11 protein-coding genes are annotated in these 24,830 nt (G+C 47.1%); 8 read left to right on the forward strand and 3 right to left on the reverse strand.

The window, feature by feature from the left end:
- Positions 1–67: 67 nt before the first annotated feature.
- Complete coding sequence (locus tag DWX62_RS00990; RefSeq protein WP_057253822.1) at positions 68–1,609, reverse strand: glycine--tRNA ligase; 1,542 nt, start codon at positions 1,607–1,609, stop codon at positions 68–70.
- Positions 1,610–1,855: 246 nt separating this feature from the next.
- On the reverse strand, positions 1,856–3,382 hold the full coding sequence (locus DWX62_RS00995) for a hypothetical protein (protein WP_120172527.1): 1,527 nt from the start codon (positions 3,380–3,382) through the stop codon (positions 1,856–1,858).
- Positions 3,383–3,520: 138 nt separating this feature from the next.
- Between DWX62_RS00995 and DWX62_RS01000 the strand changes: the two genes are divergently transcribed.
- Positions 3,521–4,621, forward strand: a complete 1,101-nt coding sequence (locus DWX62_RS01000; RefSeq protein WP_008662759.1) for a glycoside hydrolase family 43 protein — start codon at positions 3,521–3,523, stop codon at positions 4,619–4,621.
- Between the two features lie 81 nt (positions 4,622–4,702).
- Here the strand turns inward: DWX62_RS01000 and DWX62_RS01005 are convergent, their stop codons facing one another.
- The gene (locus DWX62_RS01005; protein ID WP_057253820.1) at positions 4,703–6,700 is read right to left on the reverse strand and encodes a glycoside hydrolase family 2; all 1,998 of its coding nucleotides are present in this window, start codon (positions 6,698–6,700) and stop codon (positions 4,703–4,705) included.
- A gap of 244 nt (positions 6,701–6,944) precedes the next feature.
- On the opposite strand from DWX62_RS01005, the gene DWX62_RS01010 reads away from it, so the two are divergent.
- The 7 genes from DWX62_RS01010 to DWX62_RS01040 all read left to right on the forward strand — a co-directional run bounded on the left by DWX62_RS01010 (position 6,945) and on the right by DWX62_RS01040 (position 24,805).
- Entirely contained in the window at positions 6,945–10,955 is a 4,011-nt protein-coding gene (locus tag DWX62_RS01010) for a hybrid sensor histidine kinase/response regulator transcription factor (RefSeq protein ID WP_120172528.1), read from the forward strand.
- A gap of 119 nt (positions 10,956–11,074) precedes the next feature.
- Positions 11,075–14,251 carry a TonB-dependent receptor gene (locus DWX62_RS01015; RefSeq protein ID WP_005830275.1) on the forward strand — a complete coding sequence of 1,059 codons (3,177 nt, stop codon included), beginning with the start codon at positions 11,075–11,077 and terminating at the stop codon, positions 14,249–14,251.
- 43 nt (positions 14,252–14,294) lie between these two features.
- Positions 14,295–15,917 (forward strand): RagB/SusD family nutrient uptake outer membrane protein, encoded by a 1,623-nt coding sequence (locus tag DWX62_RS01020; protein WP_005830278.1) that lies wholly within the window; start codon positions 14,295–14,297, stop codon positions 15,915–15,917.
- Positions 15,918–15,957: 40 nt separating this feature from the next.
- Positions 15,958–17,415, forward strand: coding sequence for a glycan-binding surface protein (locus DWX62_RS01025; RefSeq protein ID WP_034525954.1), 1,458 nt, complete (start codon positions 15,958–15,960; stop codon positions 17,413–17,415).
- A 130-nt stretch (positions 17,416–17,545) separates the two neighbouring features.
- Positions 17,546–18,979: a cellulase family glycosylhydrolase gene (locus DWX62_RS01030; protein WP_005830286.1), complete on the forward strand. Its 1,434-nt coding sequence runs from the start codon at positions 17,546–17,548 to the stop codon at positions 18,977–18,979.
- A gap of 31 nt (positions 18,980–19,010) precedes the next feature.
- On the forward strand, positions 19,011–21,083 hold the full coding sequence (locus DWX62_RS01035) for a glycoside hydrolase family 97 protein (protein ID WP_057256297.1): 2,073 nt from the start codon (positions 19,011–19,013) through the stop codon (positions 21,081–21,083).
- Entirely contained in the window at positions 21,080–24,805 is a 3,726-nt protein-coding gene (locus DWX62_RS01040) for a glycoside hydrolase family 2 TIM barrel-domain containing protein (protein WP_229126651.1), read from the forward strand. The genes DWX62_RS01035 and DWX62_RS01040 overlap by 4 nt, the downstream gene beginning before the upstream one ends.
- Positions 24,806–24,830: the final 25 nt, after the last annotated feature.

The raw sequence follows: 24,830 nt of genomic DNA on the forward strand, positions 1-24,830 counted from the left end.
TTACTATTTTATTATTTACTATTTACTATTTCAGTTTGTTCACGCACCAGTCCATTCCATAACCGATTTATTGCAACGTTTTCAGCAGCGATGTGATGCTTACGCGGTCTGCAATGATATTGTTCAGTTCGGAGATAGCCACGCGTTCTTGCTGCATGGTATCACGGTTACGCAAAGTCACGCAGTTGTCTTCCAAAGTCTGATGGTCTACAGTTACGCAGTACGGAGTACCAATGGCATCCTGACGGCGGTAACGCTTGCCGATGGAGTCTTTCTCGTCGTACTGGCAATGGAAGTGGAACTTCAGGTTGTCGATGATTTCGCGTGCCTTTTCGGGCAGTCCGTCTTTCTTTACCAACGGCATCACAGCCAGCTTCACCGGAGCCAGGGCAGCGGGAAGTTTCAATACTACGCGCGTTTCACCATTCTCCAGCTTCTCTTCACAATAGGAAGCAGACATGATGCTGAGGAACATGCGGTCTACACCAATCGAGGTCTCGATGACGTACGGGGTATAGCTTTCGTTGGTTTCAGGGTCGAAATACTTGATGTTCTTGCCGGAGAACTTCTCATGTTGGGACAAGTCGAAATTCGTACGGCTGTGGATGCCTTCCACTTCCTTGAAGCCGAAGGGCATCAGGAACTCGATGTCCGTAGCCGCATTGGCGTAGTGAGCCAGCTTGTCGTGGTCGTGGTAGCGGTAATGGTCGTCGCCGAAGCCCAGCGCCTTGTGCCATTTCAGACGGGTAGCCTTCCAGGTCTTGAACCAGTCGAGTTCCGTACCCGGCTTCACGAAGAACTGCATTTCCATCTGCTCGAACTCGCGCATACGGAAGATGAACTGACGAGCTACGATTTCGTTACGGAAAGCCTTACCAATCTGGGCGATACCGAAAGGAATCTTCATACGACCGGTTTTCTGTACATTCAGGTAATTTACGAAGATACCTTGTGCCGTTTCCGGGCGAAGGTATATCTTCATGGCACCATCGGCAGTGGAACCCATCTCTGTTGAGAACATCAGGTTGAACTGGCGCACCTCTGTCCAGTTCTTTGTACCACTGATAGGACAAACGATTTCTTCGTCAAGGATAATCTGACGGAGTTCGTCCAGATTATTATCGTTCAAAGCCTTGGAAAAGCGTTCATGCAGGGCATCACGCTTGGCCTGGTGTTCCAGCACACGACCGTTGGTACTGCGGAACTGAGCCTCATCGAAAGCCTCACCAAAACGCTTGGCAGCTTTGGCCACTTCTTTGTTTATCTTGTCATCGTACTTGGCAAGCTGGTCCTCTATCAACACATCGGCACGATAACGTTTCTTGGAATCGCGGTTGTCAATCAAAGGGTCATTGAAAGCGTCCACGTGTCCGCTGGCTTTCCAGATAGTGGGGTGCATAAAGATAGCCGAGTCGATGCCGACAATATTTTCGTGCAGCAGTACCATACTCTGCCACCAGTATTGCTTGATGTTATTTTTCAGTTCCACACCCATCTGACCATAGTCATACACAGCTCCCAGTCCATCATAAATCTCGCTGGAAGGGAACACAAAACCATATTCCTTACAGTGTGATACGAGTTTCTTAAAAACGTCTTCTTGTGCCATTTTCTGTTGTATCTAAATTAATTTGAATCTTATTTTCAGCTAAAAAGCGCCACAAAGATAGGGATTTATATCGTAAGTAGGACACGGAGGGTATTAATTTATCTTATTCCACCTTTTGAACGGACGCACCGAAGCATAAAAATTACAATTCCCTATCGGTAGGATACGAACGTTTCTACACTTGAAAATAGATACAAGCATAAATACTTACCCTCATTACTTCCACCTACAAGAAGACATTAAATATTACATTTTACCCTTTCCAACCAGCCGATATGCTTCCCTGACCACTTCCTGCGGATAGCCGCACATCTCGATAATCCGGATGGCATTACGTTCCGTCACCGGTCCCGGCTTCAACTTATAATCAAAAGACAATGTATTGTCGGCAACACACTCACAAAAATGAAACAATTCATATTCGTCCTCAAGTAAGGAAGCCAGTTCGACATCGTGAGTGGAAGCAAACACAATACTGTTCTTGTGCGCCAAAGCAGACAGCACAGCTTTGGCTATAGCTATCCGTTCCACCGTATTCGTCCCCTTGAACAACTCGTCCAGCAGGAAAAACCGCCAACACTCCTTTCCGGCTTCCAGCATCTCTCGAACAATTTGCACCTCCTGCAGAAAGAAACTTTTTCCTTCCATCAGACTATCCTCCAGATGGATAGCAGAATATAATGCAGTATCCATAGGAAAACGGAAACTGCGGGCAAAACAAGTATGGAGCACTTGTGCGGAAAGCAGGTTAAGTCCGATGGCACGGATAAAAGTTGTCTTACCGGACATATTGGAGCCGGCAACAAGGACAGATTTGCCACAGAGTGTAATGTCATTAGGGATACAACGTTCTATAAGCGGATGATAAAGCCCTTCTGCATGAAACGTTTCACCCTCGCTGCAAGCTTCCGGTAAAACATAATAAGGCAGCCCATCCCGGAGTTCGGAAACAGAGCAAAGCACATCCACCAATCCGAAATAGCGGAAAACCTCTTCAATCTGTTCCTGTCTACCCCGCAATAGAAAGAAAGCCTTGGAAACCGGAATAACTTCCCGCAGAAAAAACACATTCACTATCTCGGTGAAGAAATAAGCGAAAATGGCGATGTCGCTCTCCAGTCTGATACTGAAACGGAAAGTGGAAAGTTTCTTTCGCAACGGATGCAATGCCTGCAAAGTCTTTTGGATATCCCGATGCACGGATGCACACAACGGAATCTGTGCCAACTTCTCCGCTTGCCTGAGCAACTGCCATAACTGAGGAATGGAAAAGAAATAGCCCTGAATCCGCGCCTTGCTGCGATAGTGCAGTACCATGTTCACCAATACCGATGTGCACAAAATCCCCAGAACATAAAGCGAAGACGTAATGTAAACTATTCCCAACAAAACAAAAGGCGCGAATTGCAAGATAGTCAGCAAACGGTAAAAGCGGCGGGAATACACGGGATGGGAAATGGAGAATAGCGATGCAATGGTATAAGCATCCGGCGTATCCAGTTTCCGCAACTCCGACCGGATTTCTGCACGCAACTCCTTGTCAGCAGAAAACTTACGAATCACTTCCTCTTGTTCCGAAATCTCCGAAAGACGGTTGTAATGCAACACGTCGTAGAGGTACTGTCGGCCCACACAAGAAGAGGTACGGTCAGCCCATTCGAAAAAATCATCCAGATTGAGGTCATCCCAGGTTTTCTGCGACACCAAATGTTCTGTCTCCCTCGCCGACCGGTACTCGTGGTATAGCGATATATCCGAAAATGACTGTTCCATCAAAGAATTATTTGGAATGATGCACAAAAATAATGAAAAGATTGCATTCTATCTAATTTCCTTGCTGCTTTCCCTATATTATGTTTACTTTGCGAATACAAACACTTTTCATTACTTCACCATTAAAATTATAACAAGATGAAACACACTTTTTTCACATTGACACTGTTTTTACTGGCCTTACTGTCAACATCATGCGGAAACAAGAAAGTAGCATATCAGAATCCCCTGCCCATGGCCTTCGGAGACCCGTTCCTACTGAAAGCCTCCGACGGCAAATACTATATGTACGGAACGGGCGGAGTATCGAACGGTTTTAAAGTATACTCCTCCGATGACCTGGTGACATGGACAGACGAGGGTCCCATCTATCAAGGCGGCACCTCCGACTCATGGACCACCGACTGTTTCTGGGCACCCGAAGTGTATGAACGGGACGGCAAATACTACCTATGGTTCAGCGCCAACTGGAAGGAAAATCCCACTAAGGAGCAAGAGAACTTCCGTATCGGTGTAGCCGTAGCCGATAAGCCTACCGGCCCTTTCAAAGACCTGTTCAACCAACCGGTATTCGACCCCGGCTATCCTATCATCGACGCAAACATACTCTTTGACGATGCTTCCGGAAAGACCTACCTCTACTACTCCCGCTGCTGCTACAAACATGCCGTTGAAAGCGAAGTTTCAGCATGGGCTAAAGAAAAGGGCTGGTTTGACGAGATTGAGGAAAGTTGGATTTACGGCGTGGAACTGAAACCAGATTTCTCTGGTATCATCGGAGAACCGGTAGCACTGCTTTGCCCGCCCCAGACAATGGACGACCCTCAAGCGGAATGGGAGAACCGCTCGGTGACTTCACATGAAGTCAACAGACGCTGGACAGAAGGTTCGTATATCGTGAAGCACAAAAATCTTTACTATATGCTGTACTCTGCAAACTTTTTCGGAGGGAAAAATTATGCGGTGGGTTATGCTACCTCCCAGAACCCCTTAGGACCATTCACAAAAGCTGCCAACAATCCAGTGCTGCAAAAGGATACAGAGCAAGGCGGCATCGTGACCGGAACCGGACATTGTATGCTCATCGATATTCACAACCGCCTCTACTGTGTCTATCATGGACGCACCGAAACCACTGGTGACGAACGAATGGTATTCATCGACCTCATAGACATCCAACCAGACGGGAAACTGGTGGTCTACGGACCGAATACGGATTTACAGAAAATCACATATTAAAGCTATCAGGCGCAGACTGTACAGCATTTCACGGTTCATTATTCCCTGTGGCTCTCCTATACATTCCGCGCCTGATGAAAATTAAAAAGGACATATCCATACACAACAATCCGCTCCATATTTGTTCCTGACTTCAATTCTATTTTCACCGGTATCCAATACAATGCCTTTCCATTCCAGTACATTTACGGAATCAGGTTTTGCAGTCCCATATGCTTTGCCATTGATATACAATTTGGCAGCTCCGCTATTGCTGAATACTTGCACACCAACGATTTTGCGGGTTCTGTTTACCAATCGTTTTCCTGCGATATATACAAACTTATCTTCTTGATTCCAGTTTGCCTTATAAAAGTAAAAGGCATCTTTCTTTATTTTCCGGTCGTAAGTCACCAGCCCCTTATCGTTGCGTCCCATAATGGATCCCTCCCTACGGCCTGCCGCCGAAAAGTCGAACATGCACCAGATGAAGTTGCACCACAAGAATTCGCGTTCCTGAAGCTGTTTCCAATTCTCCACATGATAATAAGTCTGCCAGTTTTCGGGATGCCATTGCCCCCACGGTTCCGGATGCCTCAGCGAGTCCTCCTGCTGGAATACGCATGCCCCGGCACCATACTCGCTGATGCCCATCTTCCGCTCCGGATGTGCTGCATGCTCGCGGTCTATCCAGCGCCCCATGTCATCCATGTTGTCGCCATACCAGCCGAAATACTTGTTGAAAGCAATCAGGTCGGTGAATCCGTTGAAGTCGTCATCCTGATTACTGGCTCCCATAGTGGGACGGCTCGGGTCCAACTGACGGGCCAAAGCATGAAGCTCTGCCGCCATACGCGAAGGACGGTCCAGCCAACCGGAATTTATCTCATTGAACAGCCCCCAGAACAAAATGCAGGGGTGATTGTAGTTCTGTAAAATCAGTTCCTTCAATTGCAGGCGCAAGTTTTCATCATAAGCAGGATTATTCACATAAACATTGACAAAAGGAATCTCAACCCATGCCACCAGTCCCCGCTTGTCCATCTGTTGATGCATGTATTTGGCTTGCGGATAGTGGCAAAGACGCACGGCATTGCATCCCATTTCCTGCATCAAGTCCAAATCTTCGTCATGGTCTTGCGGATAAAATGCCGAAGCGCGTTCCGCCCTGTCCTGATGCCGGTTCACGCCATTCAAACGATAAGGCTTTCCATTCAGAAAGAAACCTTTTTCCGCATCGGCATGAAAGTAGCGGAAACCTATCTCTTCTTCGCGGCGGTCTATCTCTTTCCCATCCTTACGCAATATCACCACTCCTTTATATAAATAGGGGTCCTTCACTCCATCCCACAAATGAGGCCTTTCAAGCACCATGTCCATCACCACCTTTTTATCCTCACCCACCTCTGCACTGGCAACACGGCAAAGCAACTTTTCCTTGTCATATAGTTGAAACTCCACCTCGCAACCGGTCACAGTAGTTTCCCTTGCCGAAAGCAGTGCTTCAATTTTCAAATGGGCCTTTTTCTCCGATACATCGGACTGAGTGAAGAATACACCTGAAGAGGCATAATAAGCAGGTTCTATGCAGACATCCTCCGTTACCAGCAGCTCCACTCCCCGATACAACCCGCCAAACATATTGAAGTCACCGCAAATGGGAGCGATATCCATAGTCTGAGCATTGCTGACACGAATTTCCAATACACTTTCTTTTCCCGGAACCAAGAAATCAGTCAGTTCTGCTACAAATGCCGTATAACCACCTTTATGTTGCATCACAAAATAATGGTCGATAAAAATGTCGGCAACCGTCTGTGCAGCCATCACTTTCAAGAAAAAACGTTTGCCCCGATAATGGGCAGGAACAGACAACTTACGACTGTAATTGCATAATCCCCTATAATAATCGGCATTGCCAAACATGCCATCGCCCGCATTCCAAGTGTGAGGCAAAGTAACCTTCACTATTTCCGAAGCAGGTGCCTGAAAACCCCGGTGGAAATTCCATCCTTCATTCAGTGGAATCACCTCTACGGCAAATACACATGTTGACAATATTCCCAAAGAGAATAAAAATAAAATGATGAATCTGTTCATTTTCGATAAAGTATTAGAAGGTTAATCATATTGGCAGGAACCAGTCCTTCCCTGCAAAGGTATGAAATAAATGTTGAATAATAAATGAGAAAAACACTTCAAGACACGCAAGACAACAAACGGATGACATGTTTAAGACTTATACGACCGCGATGCAACATTACAGACCTATTAATGCAACATATTTACGTTTATTTAAATAAGATATTGCTATCTTTGAGAATTCAATTTCAGATTATATAGTATGTCTTTTACAAACTATTTACACAAATTAGTGTTCCCCCTCATTATTCTGTTACTGGCTTATCTGCCGTTAGCAGGACAAACTCCGTATGTATTTCGCCATCTGAAAGTAGAAAACGGGCTTTCAAACAATAACGTAAAAACCATATTGAAAGACTGTGAAGGCTTTTTATGGATAGGGACCGCCAATGGATTGAACCGATACGACGGATATAGCTTTAAAGTGTATCAACCCAAAGAAAAAGACATCCATTCTTTATTGTCTAACGACATCTGGAACTTACAGGAAGACGGTTTGGGCAATTTGTGGATTGGAAGCGAGGCAAGATATTGTATATACGACCGAGACAAAGACAACTTCATTACCGATATTCCCTCATACCTCCTTAAAATAGGCATCCAGATAAATGGTACCTACAAAGTACATGTTGACAAAAGACACAATTTATGGGTACTGCAAGGCCAAAATGCTTTTTACTTCAATTTTTCTCATAAAACCCTTAAAACATTCAAAATAGAAAACTTTCCAGAAGAAACTCCGGAACTGAGTATCAGCGATGATGGTGAAAACCTATATCTTCTTTGGAATTCGACCTTATTGAAACTAGAGAACAACGCAAAGAAATGTAAACGGGTAGATAACATCAGCTTACCCTCCAACTCTATTATCGAAAAGCACATATACATTGATTATCATGGAGGCATCTGGCTATATTCATATACCGATGAACAAATATTCTATAAGAAAAACATAAAATCGGAATGGAACCAAATCAATCTCCATTCTAAAATAGAGACAAAAAGTAATGCGGTAAGGAGCATACTGGATGACTCGAACGGACATGTCTGGATAGGAACGGACCATAAAGGAGTATTCATTTATGACTACGTAAATGATAACCTTGTCAACCTCCTGAATACCCCTATGTCTTCCACATCCCTTGCTTCCAACAGAATAAATACAATCTACCGTGATGATTCAGGCGTCATTTGGTTAGGAAATTTCAAAAAAGGAGTTTCTTATTATCACGAAAGCTTCCATGAATTTATTGATACCCAGCATAAAGAATGTGGTGATATAGCCTCCATTTTAGAGGATAAGGCCGGAAACATTTGGCTGGGAACAGATGGGAACGGACTTTATGTAAAAGAAAAGCAAAAAGGATTTGCCATTCGCAAACTATCCATCCCCGACATAGCCATCATCAGTCTTCTCGAAGACCATAAAGGACGGATTTGGGCAGGAAGTTATCAAGACGGATTGTTCTGCTATGAGAACAACAGTATTCGCCATTTTACTCCAGAGAACAGCCAACTGCCATACAGTGGCGTATGGAGTATGAAGGAAGACCGATATGGAAACTTATGGATAGGTTATGTACTGGAAACTTTGGTTTGTTTTAATCCGGACGCAAATACTGCGACAAGTTATCTACTACCTGATGGGAATAATATCAATGTACTCAATATCTGTTATGACTATGGAGACAAAATGTATATTGGGACTACATACGGACTCTGTGTAATGGACATCGTGACGAGAAAACCCGAAATGATTTATGCCAATCGAAAAGAGACACAGCCATTCAAGCAGCTCTTCATTTCCACTGTATTCAAGGACGACAGAGATATATTGTGGTTAGCCCATAAACAAGGATTGACTGCCTGGGACTTAAAAAATGATTCACTACACTGGTTCGACGTAAACAACGGATTGTGTGACAATCTCATTAACAGTATAACCCAAGACAATCATGGTAACATGTGGCTTGCAACAAGTAACGGATTGTCTATATTGGAAGTAACCCCAGACACCCAGGAAGGAGTAGACTTTTCTTTCAAGAATCTTTCTACCAGAGACGGATTGCCAGAAAATCATTTCAACTCCCATTCCGCTTGTAAATTGTCCAGCGGAGATTTACTGCTGGGAGGCACCAGTGGCTATACATCTATAAATCCGAACAAGCTGACCGAAAAGAGCCGACCGCTGGCAAAGGTGTATTTTACAAATCTGACCATTGGCAATCAACATATAGAAGTAGACTCAATATATGAAGGGCGTAAACTATTAACAACTGTACTTGGCAGAACCCCATCATTGTCTGTCAGATATGACGATTATTTAATCTCCATCGAATTTGCCGCAGGCGATTTGCTGAATGCTGATAAAATAAGATATGCCTATAAACTGGAAGGATTAAATACCCAATGGTACTATACAAACGAGAACAAAATAGCTTTCACCACCCTTCCTCCTGGCAATTACAAACTATTGATTAAAGCTTGTAACAGTGACGGTATATGGAATGACGAAGCTAGTGAGTTGAATATAACCGTTTCATCTCCAATATATTTATTTAATGTTGCTATCATCTTATACATATTGTTTGCCATTGGTATAATATCCTATGTAATATACCGATTCAAAAAGCATCACAACATAAGACTGGAGCAACAACGAGCAAAACTGGAGCAAGAACAAAAGTTGCTCCTGAATGAGATGAAGCTAAAGTTCTTTACAAATATAAGCCATGATTTACGTACACCACTGACGCTTATCATTAGCCCGTTACAAATGTTATTGTCAGAAACCCTGGATGACGGAATACGCAAAAAACTAAATACAATCAATAAAAATGCACAACAATTACTTACATCGATAAACTCTCTGCTTGATTTCCGGAAACTGGATGTAGGAGCCGAGACAGCTCATTACAAATCGGGAGATATTGTCAACTTTATCCGCGAGATTTGCAGTACTTTTCAAGAGTATGCTCTTGACCATACCATCAGCTTCTGTTTCATGTGCGAAGTAGAAAACCTGAACATGTCCTTCGATCCGGTTAAAATAAAAAAAGTAATGAACAACTTGTTGTCCAATGCCTTCAAATACACTCCTGATAAAGGAGAAATCAATGTACATCTTTATCGCGAAGATGACAATGTATGCATCTGTGTGGCAGACAACGGACAAGGTATCATAGACAAAGACAAGAAACATATCTTCGAACGTTTTTATCAGGTGCAACAAACTTCGGAAAAAACCGGCAGTGGAATCGGCCTGCATATTGCAAACGAATATGTACATCTACACAAAGGAACAATCTCCGTTACAGACAATTTTCCTAAAGGTTCCGTATTTACCGTTAAATTGCCTATCGTCACATATGCCAGTGAAAAGGAGGAATTACTTCCGGAACTGCTAAACAATGACAAAGCTCCGAATGAACTTCCCGTTCCAAATGCGGAAGAATTGCGGTATACCATCTTGTTGGTGGACGACAACAAGGATTTCTGTAGTTTCATGTCTGAATACCTGTCCGATGAATACGCCATACAGGTTGCCTACAATGGAGCAGAGGCATTGAAGATATTAGAAAAAAACAGTGTCAATATTGTAATAAGCGACATCATGATGCCAGTGATGAATGGAACAGAGCTATGTCGGCAAATCAAAACAAACATGCAATGGTCCCACATTCCCGTTATATTGCTTACAGCCCGTATGGCAGAAGAATACAAAAGTGAAGGATTTGAGCAAGGAGCCGATGACTATATCGTAAAGCCTTTTGACTTCAAATTACTAAAGCTGCGCATCAGGAAATTTATTGAATGGACAGAAAAAAGCCATCGTAAATTCAGTCAGAAAATAGAAGTGACACCTAATGAAATAACAATCACTCCACTAGACGAACAATTTATTGAAAAAGCTATCAAAATAGTAGAAGAGCGCATGAGTGATTCCGACTTCTCTGTGGAAATGTTAGGAGCAGAATTGGGGTTGAGTCGTAGCCATCTCTACAAAAAGCTGATGTGTATCACCGGTAAAGGTCCGGCAGAATTCATCCGGATTATCCGTTTGAAGCGCAGTAAGCAACTTCTAAAGGAAAGCCAGAAACAAATTGCAGAAATTGCCTATGAGGTGGGATTCAGTTCTCCAAAAAGGTTCACTGTAAACTTCAAGAATGAATTTGGAATATCACCATCTGATTACATCCGCAGTCTAAAATGATAACTTGAAACATAAAGGTATGTTATTTGAGACATGATAGACCTATGCTATTATGATAACTTTCCATATTTGCAGTAGCTTTTAATAACAGTTATTTTTAAATCTTAAATTAAAGTATTATGAAGTTACACGCAAATGTATGCTCTCAATGGGAATGGACAAAATTGAGACAATTGCTTGTTATCGTGTTACTAGGTTTGGGTATTGTTTCCACGTATGGACAAACCAAAACAGTATCCGGTATCGTTAAATCAGAATCGGGCGGTGAGCCACTTGTAGGAGCCACCGTCAAAGTGAAAGAAACCAATACGGGCGGCATTACCGACATCGACGGCCGTTACACCATCCAGGCAAATCTGGGACAAACATTGATAGTCTCTTACATCGGCTACCGCACCAAAGAGGTGAAAGTAGAGCGCACCATCCGCATCGACATACTGCTGCAAGAAGACAATGAGATGCTGGACGAAGTAGTAGTAGTGGGATACGGTACGATGAAACGCAGTGACCTGACCGGTTCCGTAGTCAGCGTGACGGGTGACGAACTGAAAAAGTCCGTAGTCACCTCGCTCGACCAAGCTTTGCAAGGACGTGCCGCCGGTGTGCAGGTGACCCAGAATTCCGGAACTCCGGGTGGCGGTATCTCGGTCAGCATCCGTGGTATCAACTCCTTGAACGGCAACGAACCGCTCTACGTTATCGACGGTGTAGCCATCTCAGGCAACAACACCAGCAACAGCAGCGTGCTCAGTTCCATCAACCCTGCAGACATCGTTTCCATGGAAGTATTGAAAGATGCATCGGCCACAGCCATCTATGGTAGCCGCGCCTCCAACGGTGTAGTACTCATCACCACCCGTCAGGGCGAAGAGGGCAAAACGAAGGTCTCCTACGAAGGTTACTATGCCTTGCAACAGCTTCCCAAGAAACTGGAAACACTGACACTCCCCGAATATGCAGTTTACCAGAACCTCCGCGCCGCCACCATCGGCTTCGGTGCACGCGAAGAGTTCAAAGACCCCTCACTCCTCAGCCGCGGTACCGACTGGCAGAATGAAATCTTCCGCACTGCCCCGATGCACAACCATCAGATAAACATCTCCGGAGGTTCGAAGAGCATGAAATACTCGCTCTCCGGCGGCTACATGCAGCAAGACGGTATTGTATTCGGTTCGGACTTTGAGCGTTTCTCTTTCCGCGTCAACATGGACAACGACATCAACAAGTGGCTCACCACCGGCTTGCGCGCCTCCGTAGCCCGTACACAGCAGACCAACAACGTAGACGGTTCGGGTGCCATCTACAATGCCCTAAACCAGCTCCCCGAAGTGCCTGCCCGCAACCCGGACGGCAGTTTCGGCATGCAGACGGAGAACATGTATGGAACTTACTTCTCCAACCCCCTCTCCGACCTTATCCAAAACGAAAACTATAGTCGCAACACACAAGTCTATGTCAACGCCTTTGCCGACATCAAGCTGTGGAAAGGACTCGTATTCCGCACGGAATATGCCGCCAACTTCAATTACAGCAACGACTATAAGTTTACCCCCTCCTACGACTACGAGCACTTCAAGCAGCAGTCGTCAGCAAGCCGTGGAGCCGGCAACGGAAGCAACTGGACATTGAAAACTTACTTTACTTATAATAATACCTTCGGCAAACACGGCCTCTCTGCCATGCTGGGACACGAAGCGCAAGAAAACAAGTACGAGTCGCTGAGCGGCAGCCGTACCAACTTCCTCTTCAACTCCGTACACGAACTGGATGCGGGTGATGCCACAACAGCAAAAGCCAACAGTTCCCGTGGTTCATCCGCCATCGAATCATACTTCGGCCGTCTGAACTACAACTACAACGACCGCTACTTGCTGACCGCTACGCTCCGTGCCGACGGTTCGTCTTCGTTTGCCAAAGAAAGTCGTTGGGGTTGGTTCCCTTCGGTAGCATTGGCTTGGAAAGTCAACAACGAAGCTTTCCTCAAAGATGTGGAAGCCATCAACTCACTGAAACTCCGCCTGGGTTGGGGTGTAGTAGGTAACCAATGGGCGGGTTCCTATGCCTACGGCGTCACCATGGCTTCGGCAGCCTCCATCTGGGGTACTGGTTTCTATGCAGGCAACTATCCTAATCGTGAACTGAAGTGGGAAGAAACAAACTCCTTCAATGTAGGACTCGACCTCGCCCTCTTCAACAACCGCATAGAGTTCATCGCCGATGCTTATTACAAGAAAACGGACAATCTGCTGATGCAAGCTTCTCTTCCTACCTACGTAAGCGGTCTGATTCGTGCACCGTGGGTCAATGCCGGTGCCATGACCAACAAAGGTGTAGAATTTACCCTGAACACGCACAACATCCAGACACGTGATTTCACCTGGACCTCAGGACTCACCTTCTCCATCAACCACAACGAAGTGACGAAGCTCTACTCCGAATCATCCGCTATTTCGGGAATCAACGGTTCGGAAACACTGACCTACACCATGGTGGGCGAACCGGTCGGGCAGTTCTACGGCTATAAAGTAATCGGTATGTTCAAGGAAGAAGGAGATTTCTACAAGAAAGGTGCCGACGGCAACTTCCTGCTCGACGAAACGGGCAACCGCATCCAAGTAGCCATCCCGAAAGACCAGACCATCGGCAAATCGGGCATCTGGGTAGGTGACTACATCTATGAAGACCGCGACAACAACGGTGTAATTGATGAGAAAGACCGCACGTTCCTCGGCAATCCGGCACCCAAATTCACGTTCGGCTTCAACAACTACCTTTCTTATAAAGGATTTGACCTCAACATCTTCCTGAACGGCTCGGTGGGCAACAAGGCTATCAACCTGATTCGCCGCACCTTCACCGATCCCATGCGTAACAGCAACCTGCTGAAAGAAGCTACCGGCATTGCCCAAATCGCCATGCACGACCCCGAAGTGGGCGACGAGGTACTTTCCAATGTTTACGTGGCCAACGCCGATGCAGCCAAAGTACAACGCATCACTACCAGTAGCGCCAACGACAACAACCGTATCTCCGACCGCTTTGTTGAAGACGCTTCCTACCTCCGCATAAAAAACATCTCGCTGGGGTACACCTTCCCACAGAAATGGTTGCGCCGTTTGCAGATAGACCATCTGCGCCTCTACGTCAACATCCAGAACCTCTGTACCATCACAGGCTACAAAGGCTACGATCCCGAAATAGGCGCTTTGAACTACAATGTATTGCTACGTGGTGTGGACGATGCGCGCTATCCTTCGCAACGTATCTATACATTTGGCCTTAACTTCAATTTCTAATGAGCCAGACAAATCATTTATCATTTAAAATCTCAATATAGTTATGAAACACAGATTTCTAACCCTTATATCATCGCTCCTTCTGCTTACGGCATGCAGCGACTCATTTTTGGAACGTGCTCCCGAAGGAAACTACGTAGATGTGACATACTACACTTCCGACGATGCACTCGAACAAGCCACTGCACCGCTTTACAACCGTGCATGGTTCGACCTCAACTCCCGCGCCATCGTGCCGCTGGGCAGTAACCGTGCCAACGATAACTTCAGTCGCTGGGGAGCTCCCGAGTTCACCAACTTCAAGGTGACAGCCCTGAGCGAAAACCTTGCCAATGCATGGACAGGTTTCTACTCGGTCATTACAATGGCCAATGCAGTTATCAGTGATGTGCAGACCAAATGTAGCAACAGCGTAAGCGAACGTGCCAAGCGCACAGCCATTGCCGAAGCCCGCCTGATGCGTGCTTGTGCCTACTTCTACATGGTTCGCCTCTGGGGACCGGTTATCATCATCGAAGACAACGACAAAGTGGTTGCCAATCCCATGCAACCGCTCCACCGCGAAGAAGATGTGCTGGAACTCGTTATTCGTGACCTCACTTATGCAGTCGAGAATCTTCCTGAAGTGGCAACCGCCAAAGGACGTGTCAACGCATGGGGTGCAAAAGGCATGCTTGCCAAAGTCTACCTCGCCCGCTCAGGCTGGAAAGGAGGCACACGCGACAACGCCGACCTGGAGAAAGCCAAGGAACTGGCCGCTGACGTGATAAACAACAGCGGCATCAGCCTTTACGAAAACTATGAAGACCTCTTCAAGTATAAGCACAACAACAATCCCGAATCGCTCATTGCCATGCAGTGGGTGCCACTGGGTGATTGGGGCGTATGCAACACTCTGCTTGCCGACCTCGCCGGCAACAGCAAGATGACCGGCGGTGTAAACGTATGGAGCAGCTATCAGGCAAGTATAGATATGCTCCAGCAATATGAGTTGGGCGACACTATCCGCCGCAACGCCACCTTCTGCACACCGGGTACATACTATTCATACATCTGCATTGCCGACGGTGGTTATACTTACGACGGCGCCACCTCTTGCATTAAAAAAGGTGTACCGGGCGGTCCGGACGACGACAACGACGGTTATATCCAGTCCATGAACTCTCCGCTCAACACCTACATCCTACGCCTTGCCGATGTTTACCTGACCTATGCCGAAGCTTGTCTGGGCAACAGCGAAGAACTGGCCGGTGGTCCCGGCCTGGAAGCATTGAACCAAGTGCGCGACCGTGCACGTATCCCCCGCAAGGAACGCGTAACCTTCGAAGACATCATTCGCGAACGCCGCGTAGAGTTCTCGATGGAGTATTGTAACTGGTATGACATGGTATCGTGGTATCACTGGAAACCCGACTACATGCTGAATTACTTCCAGAACCAACACCGCGGCTACACAGTAGACCTCATCGTGAAAGACGAAGACGGTTACCTCCACTTCGGCAAGAAAGAAGGCGACACTTTCCTCGAAGGCATAGAAAATTGGCAGGAACCGGGCGAGAACATCGAAATCCACCACGGCAACATCCTGATGCCTTATCCGGAAAGCGATGTCATCCAGAATCCGCTACTGAACGAAGAACCGGTAGCATACGAATTCAGTGAATAAACCAAGTTATACATTCATTATCTCAAATAACGACTTTAATATGAAATATATACATTTTCCTTTTGTGTTGCTCACCATCCTGTTGGCATGCAACCTTTTCACCGCCTGCAACGATGACGAGGGCGGCGGTGTTCCCGTAATCCACCACATCCGTCTTGTCGACCCAGAGAAGGCCGACAGTACGTTCACCGATGTAAATCCGGGCACCATGATTGTAGTCATCGGCGAAAATCTGAATGATGTGCGGAAAGTGTTCATCAACGAACAAGAAGTTTCGTTCAATAGCAACTACGGCACTTCCACCAGTCTCATCCTCACTATCCCCGGCGAATTGCAACTGACGGGTGCCAACCCCGAACTGAAAGGCGAACTGCGTATCGAGACCTCGCACGGCATTGCCACGTACTCCATGCATGTACTCTCGCCCGCACCCTACATCACCCGTGTAGCCACAACCTTCCCCGTGGAGACGGGCACGCCTCTGCGCATCGTGGGCGGTAACTTCTACGAAATTCAGCGCGTTTATTTCACCACTGCCGTGGACGACATCACCAATGCACCTGTTTCGGTAGAAGTAACGGACTACACGGTAAACAAGAACTTTGACGAAATATCATTCAATGCTCCCGCAGGCCTGATTGATGAAGGCAGTCTGGTAGTGGAGTGCTATACCGCATCCGCATTTACTCCCTTCCGTCGCACAGCCCTCCCACCAAGTATCAGCAAGGTAAGCTCCATGATGCCTATCACGGGTACCACAGTTACCGTACTGGGACAGAATTTTATGGATATCGTCTCCATCACAATGGGCAATCGCTCGGTAGATCTCTCTACTGTTACCGTAAGCGAAGCTAACGATATGCTTACCTTTACCATGCCGCGTGCACCGCAAGGCACTTGCTCACTCGCCATTACCACAATGGGCGGTACTGCCGAAGTTCCGGGCTTCTATCCTTTGGAGAATATAGTATTGAACTATGACAACATCGGTTGGTTCTCCTGGGGCGGGCAAGCTGTACCCGTCACTGCCGACGGTACAGCAGCTCCTTTCTTCTCGGATGGTAAATGCTACAGCATATCAGGGGAACTTTCAGCATGGAATTACTGGTGGGGCCAATTGCAGAACGGTGCCGTATGGGGCATTGACACAGCCTTCCTGCCTACCGATACACCGACTTCCGAACTGGCTTTGCAGTTCGAATGCTTCGTGGCAGTGGAATATGGCGAAGGTCCTGTATTCCGCATCTACCTCAAAGGGAATGAGGCTCACAACTACACGAACTATCGTCCGGTGAGCGACTTCACCGGAAAAACCGAAGTAGGCCAATGGATGCAGTGCAGCATTCCGCTCTCCGAACTGGTAGACGAAACCACTTGGGGCGAGTTCCAAAAACGTGACGGTGACGAGTTGGCACTCCAGATGACAAACCCCAGCGAAAACGGTCCATACAACATCGAAATGTATTTTGATAATTTCCGAGTTGTCAAGATACAATAATTTGAATTAAATTCTGGCACAGGATTACACAAAGTGACACCTTCTTTTAAACTCTTAGACGCTGATTCAATTGAATCAGCGTCTAAAAATAAATACACCGAAATTATTAAAACGAAATTTTACCGATACCATGACACAAATCTTCAAGAAAACCTTATTAACCAGCCTGGTTCTATTTCTGATGACAGCTTGCTCTGACGATAAAAAGGAGCTGAAAATCATCGTAGAGCCTACTTCTTTCCATTTTGAACAAACGGGTGGTAGCAAGAAATTCGGTATCACCCCCAATGAACCAGCCACTTTCCAAAGTTCGGAAGCATGGTGCAAAGTAACCTCGGAAAGCAGCACTCCCGTACAGGCAATCTATAACATAACCGTAGAACCCAACACTACGCCCGACGTGCGCAACGCCATCATCACCGTCAGCGTAAAGGAGCATATACAAGAAATCAACGTGGAGCAGGCGGCCTATATCCAAAGCGATGAACCGGAAAAATACACTGTACGCGAGAATCTCACAACCCACCAACTGATTAACGAAATGGGACTGGGCATCAACCTAGGCAACACGCTGGATGCCGTGGGCGACTGGATAGACCCAAGCAACATTCTCAATTACGAACAAGCATGGGGAAGCCCTATTATCACACAAGAAATCATTGAAGGATATGCCAAAGCGGGCTACTCATCTCTGCGCATACCGGTCAGCTGGGGCAATCTGCTGTCCGACGACTTCAAAGTGCATCCTGACCTGATGGACCGCGTAGAGAAAATCCTAAACTGGACCCTCGACTGTGGCATGGTGGCTATCATCAATATCCACCACGAAAACGAATGGATTAAACAAGTACCCACCGACAGCAAAGCAAAAGAAAAATTCACTTCCATCTGGAAACAGATATGTGAACGCTTCGAAAAGTACGGTGACCACTTACTGTTCGAGCCAATGAATGAAATCGGATACGATGAGATTTGGACTCCGTGGGGCGGTAGTGAAGCCGACAAGGCAAAGGCACTGGGATACGTGAACGACCTCAACCAGCTCTTTGTCGACATAGTAAGAAACAGTGGCGGCAACAACGCCAAACGTCATCTGTTGGTGGAAATCTACAACACCAACTTGGAGTATGCTTACGACCCCTTGTTCAAGATGCCGAATGATCCCGCAAACCGACTTGCTCTTACAGTGCATTACTATACTCCCGCAAACTTTGCCATACTGGGTGGAGGCGAGGTTGTCGATTGGGGTGTAGGCCGGGAAAGCTGGGGAACGGAAGCTGACTTCAAGGAACTGAACGACAATATGGACCTACTGAAGAAGAATTGCGTAGACAAAGGAATCCCCGTCATCATAGGCGAATATTGCGCCGACTCCAGAAACAGAACAAAGGAAGTGATAAGACTCTTCTGTGTTTCCGTAACCGAAGCCATCTACTCGCGCGGCATGTGCCCAATGCTATGGGACACTCCGGGGGGACAATACAACCGACAGACTTGCCAGTTCGACGACCCTCTCTTCTTAGAAGAAATGATGGCTATTCCGGTTAAATATCCACGGAATTAAACAAATATTCATAATCAATAATCAAATAAAAATGAACAGAATCAGCACTTGTTTCGCCAGCCTATTGCTTTCTTGTGCATTGACGGCACAAGCACAGCAATATCAACTGAATTCACCGGACGGAAAACTAATTGTCAACATCGAAGCCGGACAAACCCTCAACTGGGCGATTGCCCACGACGGTACCACCGTTCTTTTGCCTTCAGACATTGCCATGCAATGCACCGAAGCTGAGGGAAAGCCCATTGCTTTCACCTTCGGCAAAAATGTGAAGGTGACCAAAGCTACCCGTACTTCCGTCGACACTTCCTTCCCCACTCCTTTCTACAAAAAGGCGAATGTGAAGGACACTTATAACCAACTCACGCTGAAATGCCGTAACGGCTATAGCATACAGTTCCGCGCCTACGACGACGGAGCCGCCTATCGTTTTGTTTCCGAACTGCGCAAACCTTTCTGCGTGAAGGACGAGATTGCCGAGTTCAACTTCGACCGCGATTACCACGCTTTCGTGCCCTATATTAACGACAATCGCGCCGGCGAGCGTTACTGCTACTCCTTCGAGTCCTACTACGATGAGGCCCCCCTCTCTCGCATGTACAAAGACTCGCTTGCCATTACTCCGCTGATGGTAGAACTGGAGAACGGAAAGAAAGCCGTCATTATGGAAGCCGGATTGTCCAACTATCCCGGCATGTTCCTCACTGCCAACCCACAGATGCCCCACGGAGTGAAGGCAGAATTCGCCCCCTATCCACAGGAAACAGTCATCGGAGGCTATGACCGCTTGAACCTCGTCCCTACCAAACGTGCCGACGTTATCAGCAAGCCCAACAATGCCCCCTACTTCTGCCCCAACGGGCGTCCCACAGGGAAACAGACCTATCCTTGGCGTGCCGTGCTTGTTGTTACCCACGACACACAACTCGCCAACAACGACATGATGCAACGCCTCGCACCCGAATGCCGCATCGCTGACACATCCTGGATTAAACCCGGAAAAGTGGCATGGGACTGGTGGAATACTTGTAACCTGACCGGCGTGGACTTCAAGGCAGGCATGAATACGCCCACCTATAAGAAATACATCGACTTTGCCGCCGAAAACCAGCTGGAGTATATCATCATCGACGAAGGTTGGAGCGGAAAGGAATCATTAATGGAAGACATCAGTCCCGAAATCAATCTCGAAGAACTGGTGGCATACGGCAACCAAAAGGGCATAGGCATCATCCTCTGGGCAAGCTGGCGCAATCTTACGGGAGGAGGCGACATCTCCCCTGCCGTGGAACAAGTTATCAGCCACTACGCACAAATGGGAATCAAAGGTTTCAAAATTGACTTCTTCGACCGCGACGATCAAATCGCCATCTCTTCTACCGAACAGCTCGCAGCATGCGCCGCCAAACATCACATGTTGCTTGACCTACACGGACTGAAACCCTTTGGTATCCAGCGCGCCTATCCCAACATCCTCAACTTTGAAGGTGTGAAAGGACTGGAAAACAGCAAGTGGGAGCCCATCGTGAACGGTGCGCCCTTGCATGACTTTCCACGCTACGACGTTACCGCTCCCTATCTGCGCCAACTCGTCGGTCCGATGGACTATACGCCGGGAGCTATGGTAAATGCCACCCGTTCCTTGTTCCGCTCCGTCAACGATCACCCCATGAGCCAAGGTACGCGTGTACACCAGATGGCTATGTACACCGTCTTCGAGGCACCCTTGCAGATGCTTGCCGACAGTCCCAGCAAATACATAAAGGAACAGGAATGCACCGACTTCATCGCCAAGGTTCCCACTACCTTCGACGAAACCATTGCCCTTGATGGTAAAATAGCCGAATACATCACGATAGCACGCCGCAAAGGAAACACTTGGTTTGTAGGCAGCATGACCAACTGGACTCCGCGCAGCTGCACCATCGACCTCTCCTTCCTCGGCGAAGGAAACTATGAAGCTGAAATCTTTGCCGACGGCGTCAATGCCGACCGTGAAGCTACCGACTATAAAAAAGAAGTACGCATCGTCACTGCCAAAGACAAACTCAATGTACAACTGGCACCCGGCGGTGGATGGACAGCACGAATTACAAAAAAATGAATCTGAGAAAACTGTTTCTGCCATTGTGTTCAGTAGCCTTGTGCCTGCAATCCTATGCACAAGACAAATCCTTCCTTAAGGATATGCTCTGGTATATAGACAACCCTTCTGTATTTGAAAAAGGACAAGAGGAAGGACACGCTTGGCATATGCCCGAAAAGAGCATGCTACTGAATGGGACATGGAAGTTTTTCTGGTGCGATACACCGGAAGGGATACTTGCACACTTTTTTAACCCCGAATTCCCGGATAAGCAATGGGGCGACATCAAAGTTCCCTCAAACTGGGAAATGCAAGGTTATGGTGACAAGCTGTTCAGAAATGTATCTGCTCCCTTCGGGGTGAATCCACCACATGCTCCCAAAGAGTATAACCCTACCGGACTATACCGGCGAACATTCAAGGTACCTGCAAGTTGGGCAGCAAAAGACCAGATATTTTTAAGGTTCGAGAAAGTGGCATCCGCTTCTTTTGTATGGGTCAACGGTCATGAAGTGGGCTACAATGAAGGAGCACAAGAACCTGCCGAATACAACATCACTCCTTATTTGAAGCCGGGCGAAAACACGCTGGCTGTCTGTGTACTAAAGTATTCGGACGGCTATTACCTGGAAGGACAAGATTATTGGCGACTGGCCGGAATCTTTGACGACGTATGGTTGTACGCCACACCTGCTGTCAGGATATTCGACTGGCAAGTAATCACAGAGTTTGATAATACGTATACCGATTCGCAGTTAAGTATTCAGGTAAAAATCAAGGACTACCAAAAGAAGCCAAATGAGAATTATGGATTGAAAGCTTACTTAAAGGATAAAAACGGCAAGATTATCTGTAACTTTTCCGCAGCTCCATTTGAAATGGACGCTGCGGAAAAGACAATACAGTTGCATACCTTGGTACAAGAACCCCGGAAATGGACAGCCGAGACACCCGAGCTTTATACGCTCGGTCTGGAATTATCCAATCCGGCCGGTCTGCAGAAAGACAAGATAGAAACGGTCATCGGATTCAAAAAGACGGAAATCAAAGACGGTGTTTTTTATCTTAACGGTATCCCACTGAAAGTCAATGCACAAAATTCGCACATGCAGCATCCCGAAGAGGGACATGTCATGGACGAAGCCACCATACGCAAGGATTTTGAATTGTTGAAACAGTTTAATTTCAATGCCGTACGTACCTCTCACTATCCTCCGGTGAATAAGTATTTGGAACTGGCCAATGAATACGGGCTTTATATCATAGACGAGGTGGGCGATGAAGCCCATGCCTCGGAATGGATTTCAAGTCTCCCGGAATACGAAGAGATGTATCGCGAGCGATGCCGCAGAATGGTGTTACGGGACAGAAACCATCCCTGCGTCTTGTTCTGGAGCGCAGGAAACGAAAGCGGTGAAGGTATCAACATTACCCACACCATTGAAGAAGGGAAATCGCTGGACCCCACCCGCTTCTGGATGTATGGCGGAAATGCATTCTCCCATCCGGCAGAAGATATTATCGGACCCCGTTACCCTACTCCTATGGAACTGGAAATGCAGGTAGGCATAGGAGAGGATTCCCGACCATCGTTTATGGATGAATACTTATCGGTTGCAGGCAATGCCGGCGGTGCCCTGGACGATTATTGGGAAGCCATCTACCGACATCCCCGCCTGATGGGAGGGGCCATCTGGGATTTTGTAAGTCCGGGACTGACCGAACGGATAAGGCAAGTGGACGACCTTTCGCCCTTCCATACTCCCGCCCATCTGATGGGAAATGCCCGCTTAGTGAAGGAAGGAAAGAACACGGTGCTGGACTTGAACGGTCACGACCAATGGGTAGAGGTCTATCGTGCAGACAATGTGGAGTTGAACAGTAATGAACTGACACTCACTTGCAGAATCTACCCCCGGAAACTAGTAAGCAGTTGCGGCTCATTCATCACAAAAGGCAATTATCAGTTCGGGCTGCAACAACGCGGTAAAGACAAACTGGAATTTTATATCTATACTGATAAAAAGCATTCCGTATGCGCCTCCTTGCCTACTGACTGGGAATACAACTGGCATCAAGTGACGTGCGTCTACGACGGACAGAAAATGTCCATCTATATAGACGGAGCAGAAAAGGCCTCCACACAAGCATCGGGCAATATCCGGAACTTCCCCTACCCCGTCAACATCGGTCGGAATGCAGAAACACACGGCCAAGAGACTTCGGTCTACATCTGCGATGCTCAAATGGACGAAGTCGGCATTTTCGCCAAGGCACTGACTTCCTCTTTTCACCCGGAAGAAGCCGCTCTGTGGCTAGATTTTGAGCAAGAGACGGAAAATGGTACATTCTACAGTTACGGTATCGGTGCACGTACGTACGGCAGCATCTGGCCCGACCGTAGCGTACAGCCCGAAATGTGGCAAATGAAGAAAACCGGACAACCTCTTTCTTTTTCCATGTCGGATGTGACAGAGGGAGTCGTTGAGTTATGGAATCGCAATCATTATACAAATGCTTCCCGATATGCCATACGATGGGAATTGAAAGAAGATGACAAGGTTATTCAATCGGGCGACTTGGCACTCTCAACAGCGCCGCTTAGCCAAGAGCTGGTGCACATACCTTATAAGAAGCCAGCCCTGATTCCCGGCAAAGAATACCGCCTGATGCTTCATGCCGTCCTGAAAAAAGATGAATTGTGGGCAAAAGCCGGACATGAGGTGGCATGGGAAGAACTTGAACTGCCTTGGAGCCTGCCATGCTCTTCGGAAGAAAAGGCTCAAGGCGTACCTTCCTATTCACTTTCGGAGAAAGAATTGGTTGTCTCCGGAGATGGCTTCAAATATGTATTCAACCGTACCGACGGACAACTGACGTCGATGGTTGTTCAAGATATGGAACTGCTGGAATCACCGCTCCGGCTGAATCTTTGGCGTGCCCCGCTGGCCAATGAGCTGGACAACTGGAATGCCTCCAGCGCCCGCTCCTCCAACTGGAAAGAAGGTTACGGATACACGGTAGCCACAGAAATGTATTCTGCAGGGATTGACCGCCTGACACATCAGCCCCTCTCTTTTTCGGTGTCCGAAACCACCGAAGGCGTACATATACACATCATTGATGCGGAATTGATGGGCAAAGGAGAAAAAGAGAAAAAAGACCTCTACATCGAAGGAATACAGAACAACGGCATCATCAACCACTATGAGTATATTATCAATAGTGAAGGGACGATAGAGATACGCCATGTATTGAAGCCTGAAGGGAAAATGCCGCTTTGGTTTCCTCGCATAGGACTTACGCTGACCGTAAGCGATGCGCTCGACCAAGTGAAATGGTACGGCCGAGGACCGCAAGAGAACTATCCGGACCGGAAAACCGGCTATCCGACGGGGATATATGCCTCTACCGTACAAGCTATGTACGAGCCCTATCTAATGCCACAAGATTACGGATTGCGGACAGATGTACGCTGGCTGCAACTGACCACGGACAAAGGCATCGGCCTTCAATTCAAGATGAACGAATGGTTCAACTTCAACATTTATCCGTACAGCACAGACAATCTGACGAAAGCGATGTATACCTACCAATTGCAGAAGCAGAAAGGCATGACCCTGAATCTCGATTATGCCACTACCGGGGTCGGCTGTACGGCCCGCGGTGTATTCGGTGCTTACAAGGCGATGCCGCAGGAATATCGGAGAACCATCAGCATAAGACCTATGATGAAATAAAAATATTGTATCGGACTGGTAAGAT

This window comes from Bacteroides sp. AF20-13LB, assembly GCF_003603065.1.
GTDB classification, from domain to species: Bacteria; Bacteroidota; Bacteroidia; order Bacteroidales; family Bacteroidaceae; genus Bacteroides; species Bacteroides uniformis.

Excerpts from the sequence above, each read along its gene's own strand:
- DWX62_RS01030 (WP_005830286.1), top strand. The coding sequence starts at position 17,546 with ATGACACAAATCTTCAAGAAAACCTTATTAACCAGCCTGGTTCTATTT.
- DWX62_RS01020 (WP_005830278.1), top strand. The coding sequence starts at position 14,295 with ATGAAACACAGATTTCTAACCCTTATATCATCGCTCCTTCTGCTTACG.
- DWX62_RS00995 (WP_120172527.1), bottom strand. The coding sequence starts at position 3,382 with ATGGAACAGTCATTTTCGGATATATCGCTATACCACGAGTACCGGTCG.
- DWX62_RS01040 (WP_229126651.1), top strand. The coding sequence starts at position 21,080 with ATGAATCTGAGAAAACTGTTTCTGCCATTGTGTTCAGTAGCCTTGTGC.
- DWX62_RS00990 (WP_057253822.1), bottom strand. The coding sequence starts at position 1,609 with ATGGCACAAGAAGACGTTTTTAAGAAACTCGTATCACACTGTAAGGAA.
- DWX62_RS01025 (WP_034525954.1), top strand. The coding sequence starts at position 15,958 with ATGAAATATATACATTTTCCTTTTGTGTTGCTCACCATCCTGTTGGCA.
- DWX62_RS01035 (WP_057256297.1), top strand. The coding sequence starts at position 19,011 with ATGAACAGAATCAGCACTTGTTTCGCCAGCCTATTGCTTTCTTGTGCA.
- DWX62_RS01000 (WP_008662759.1), top strand. The coding sequence starts at position 3,521 with ATGAAACACACTTTTTTCACATTGACACTGTTTTTACTGGCCTTACTG.
- DWX62_RS01010 (WP_120172528.1), top strand. The coding sequence starts at position 6,945 with ATGTCTTTTACAAACTATTTACACAAATTAGTGTTCCCCCTCATTATT.
- DWX62_RS01015 (WP_005830275.1), top strand. The coding sequence starts at position 11,075 with ATGAAGTTACACGCAAATGTATGCTCTCAATGGGAATGGACAAAATTG.
- DWX62_RS01005 (WP_057253820.1), bottom strand. The coding sequence starts at position 6,700 with ATGAACAGATTCATCATTTTATTTTTATTCTCTTTGGGAATATTGTCA.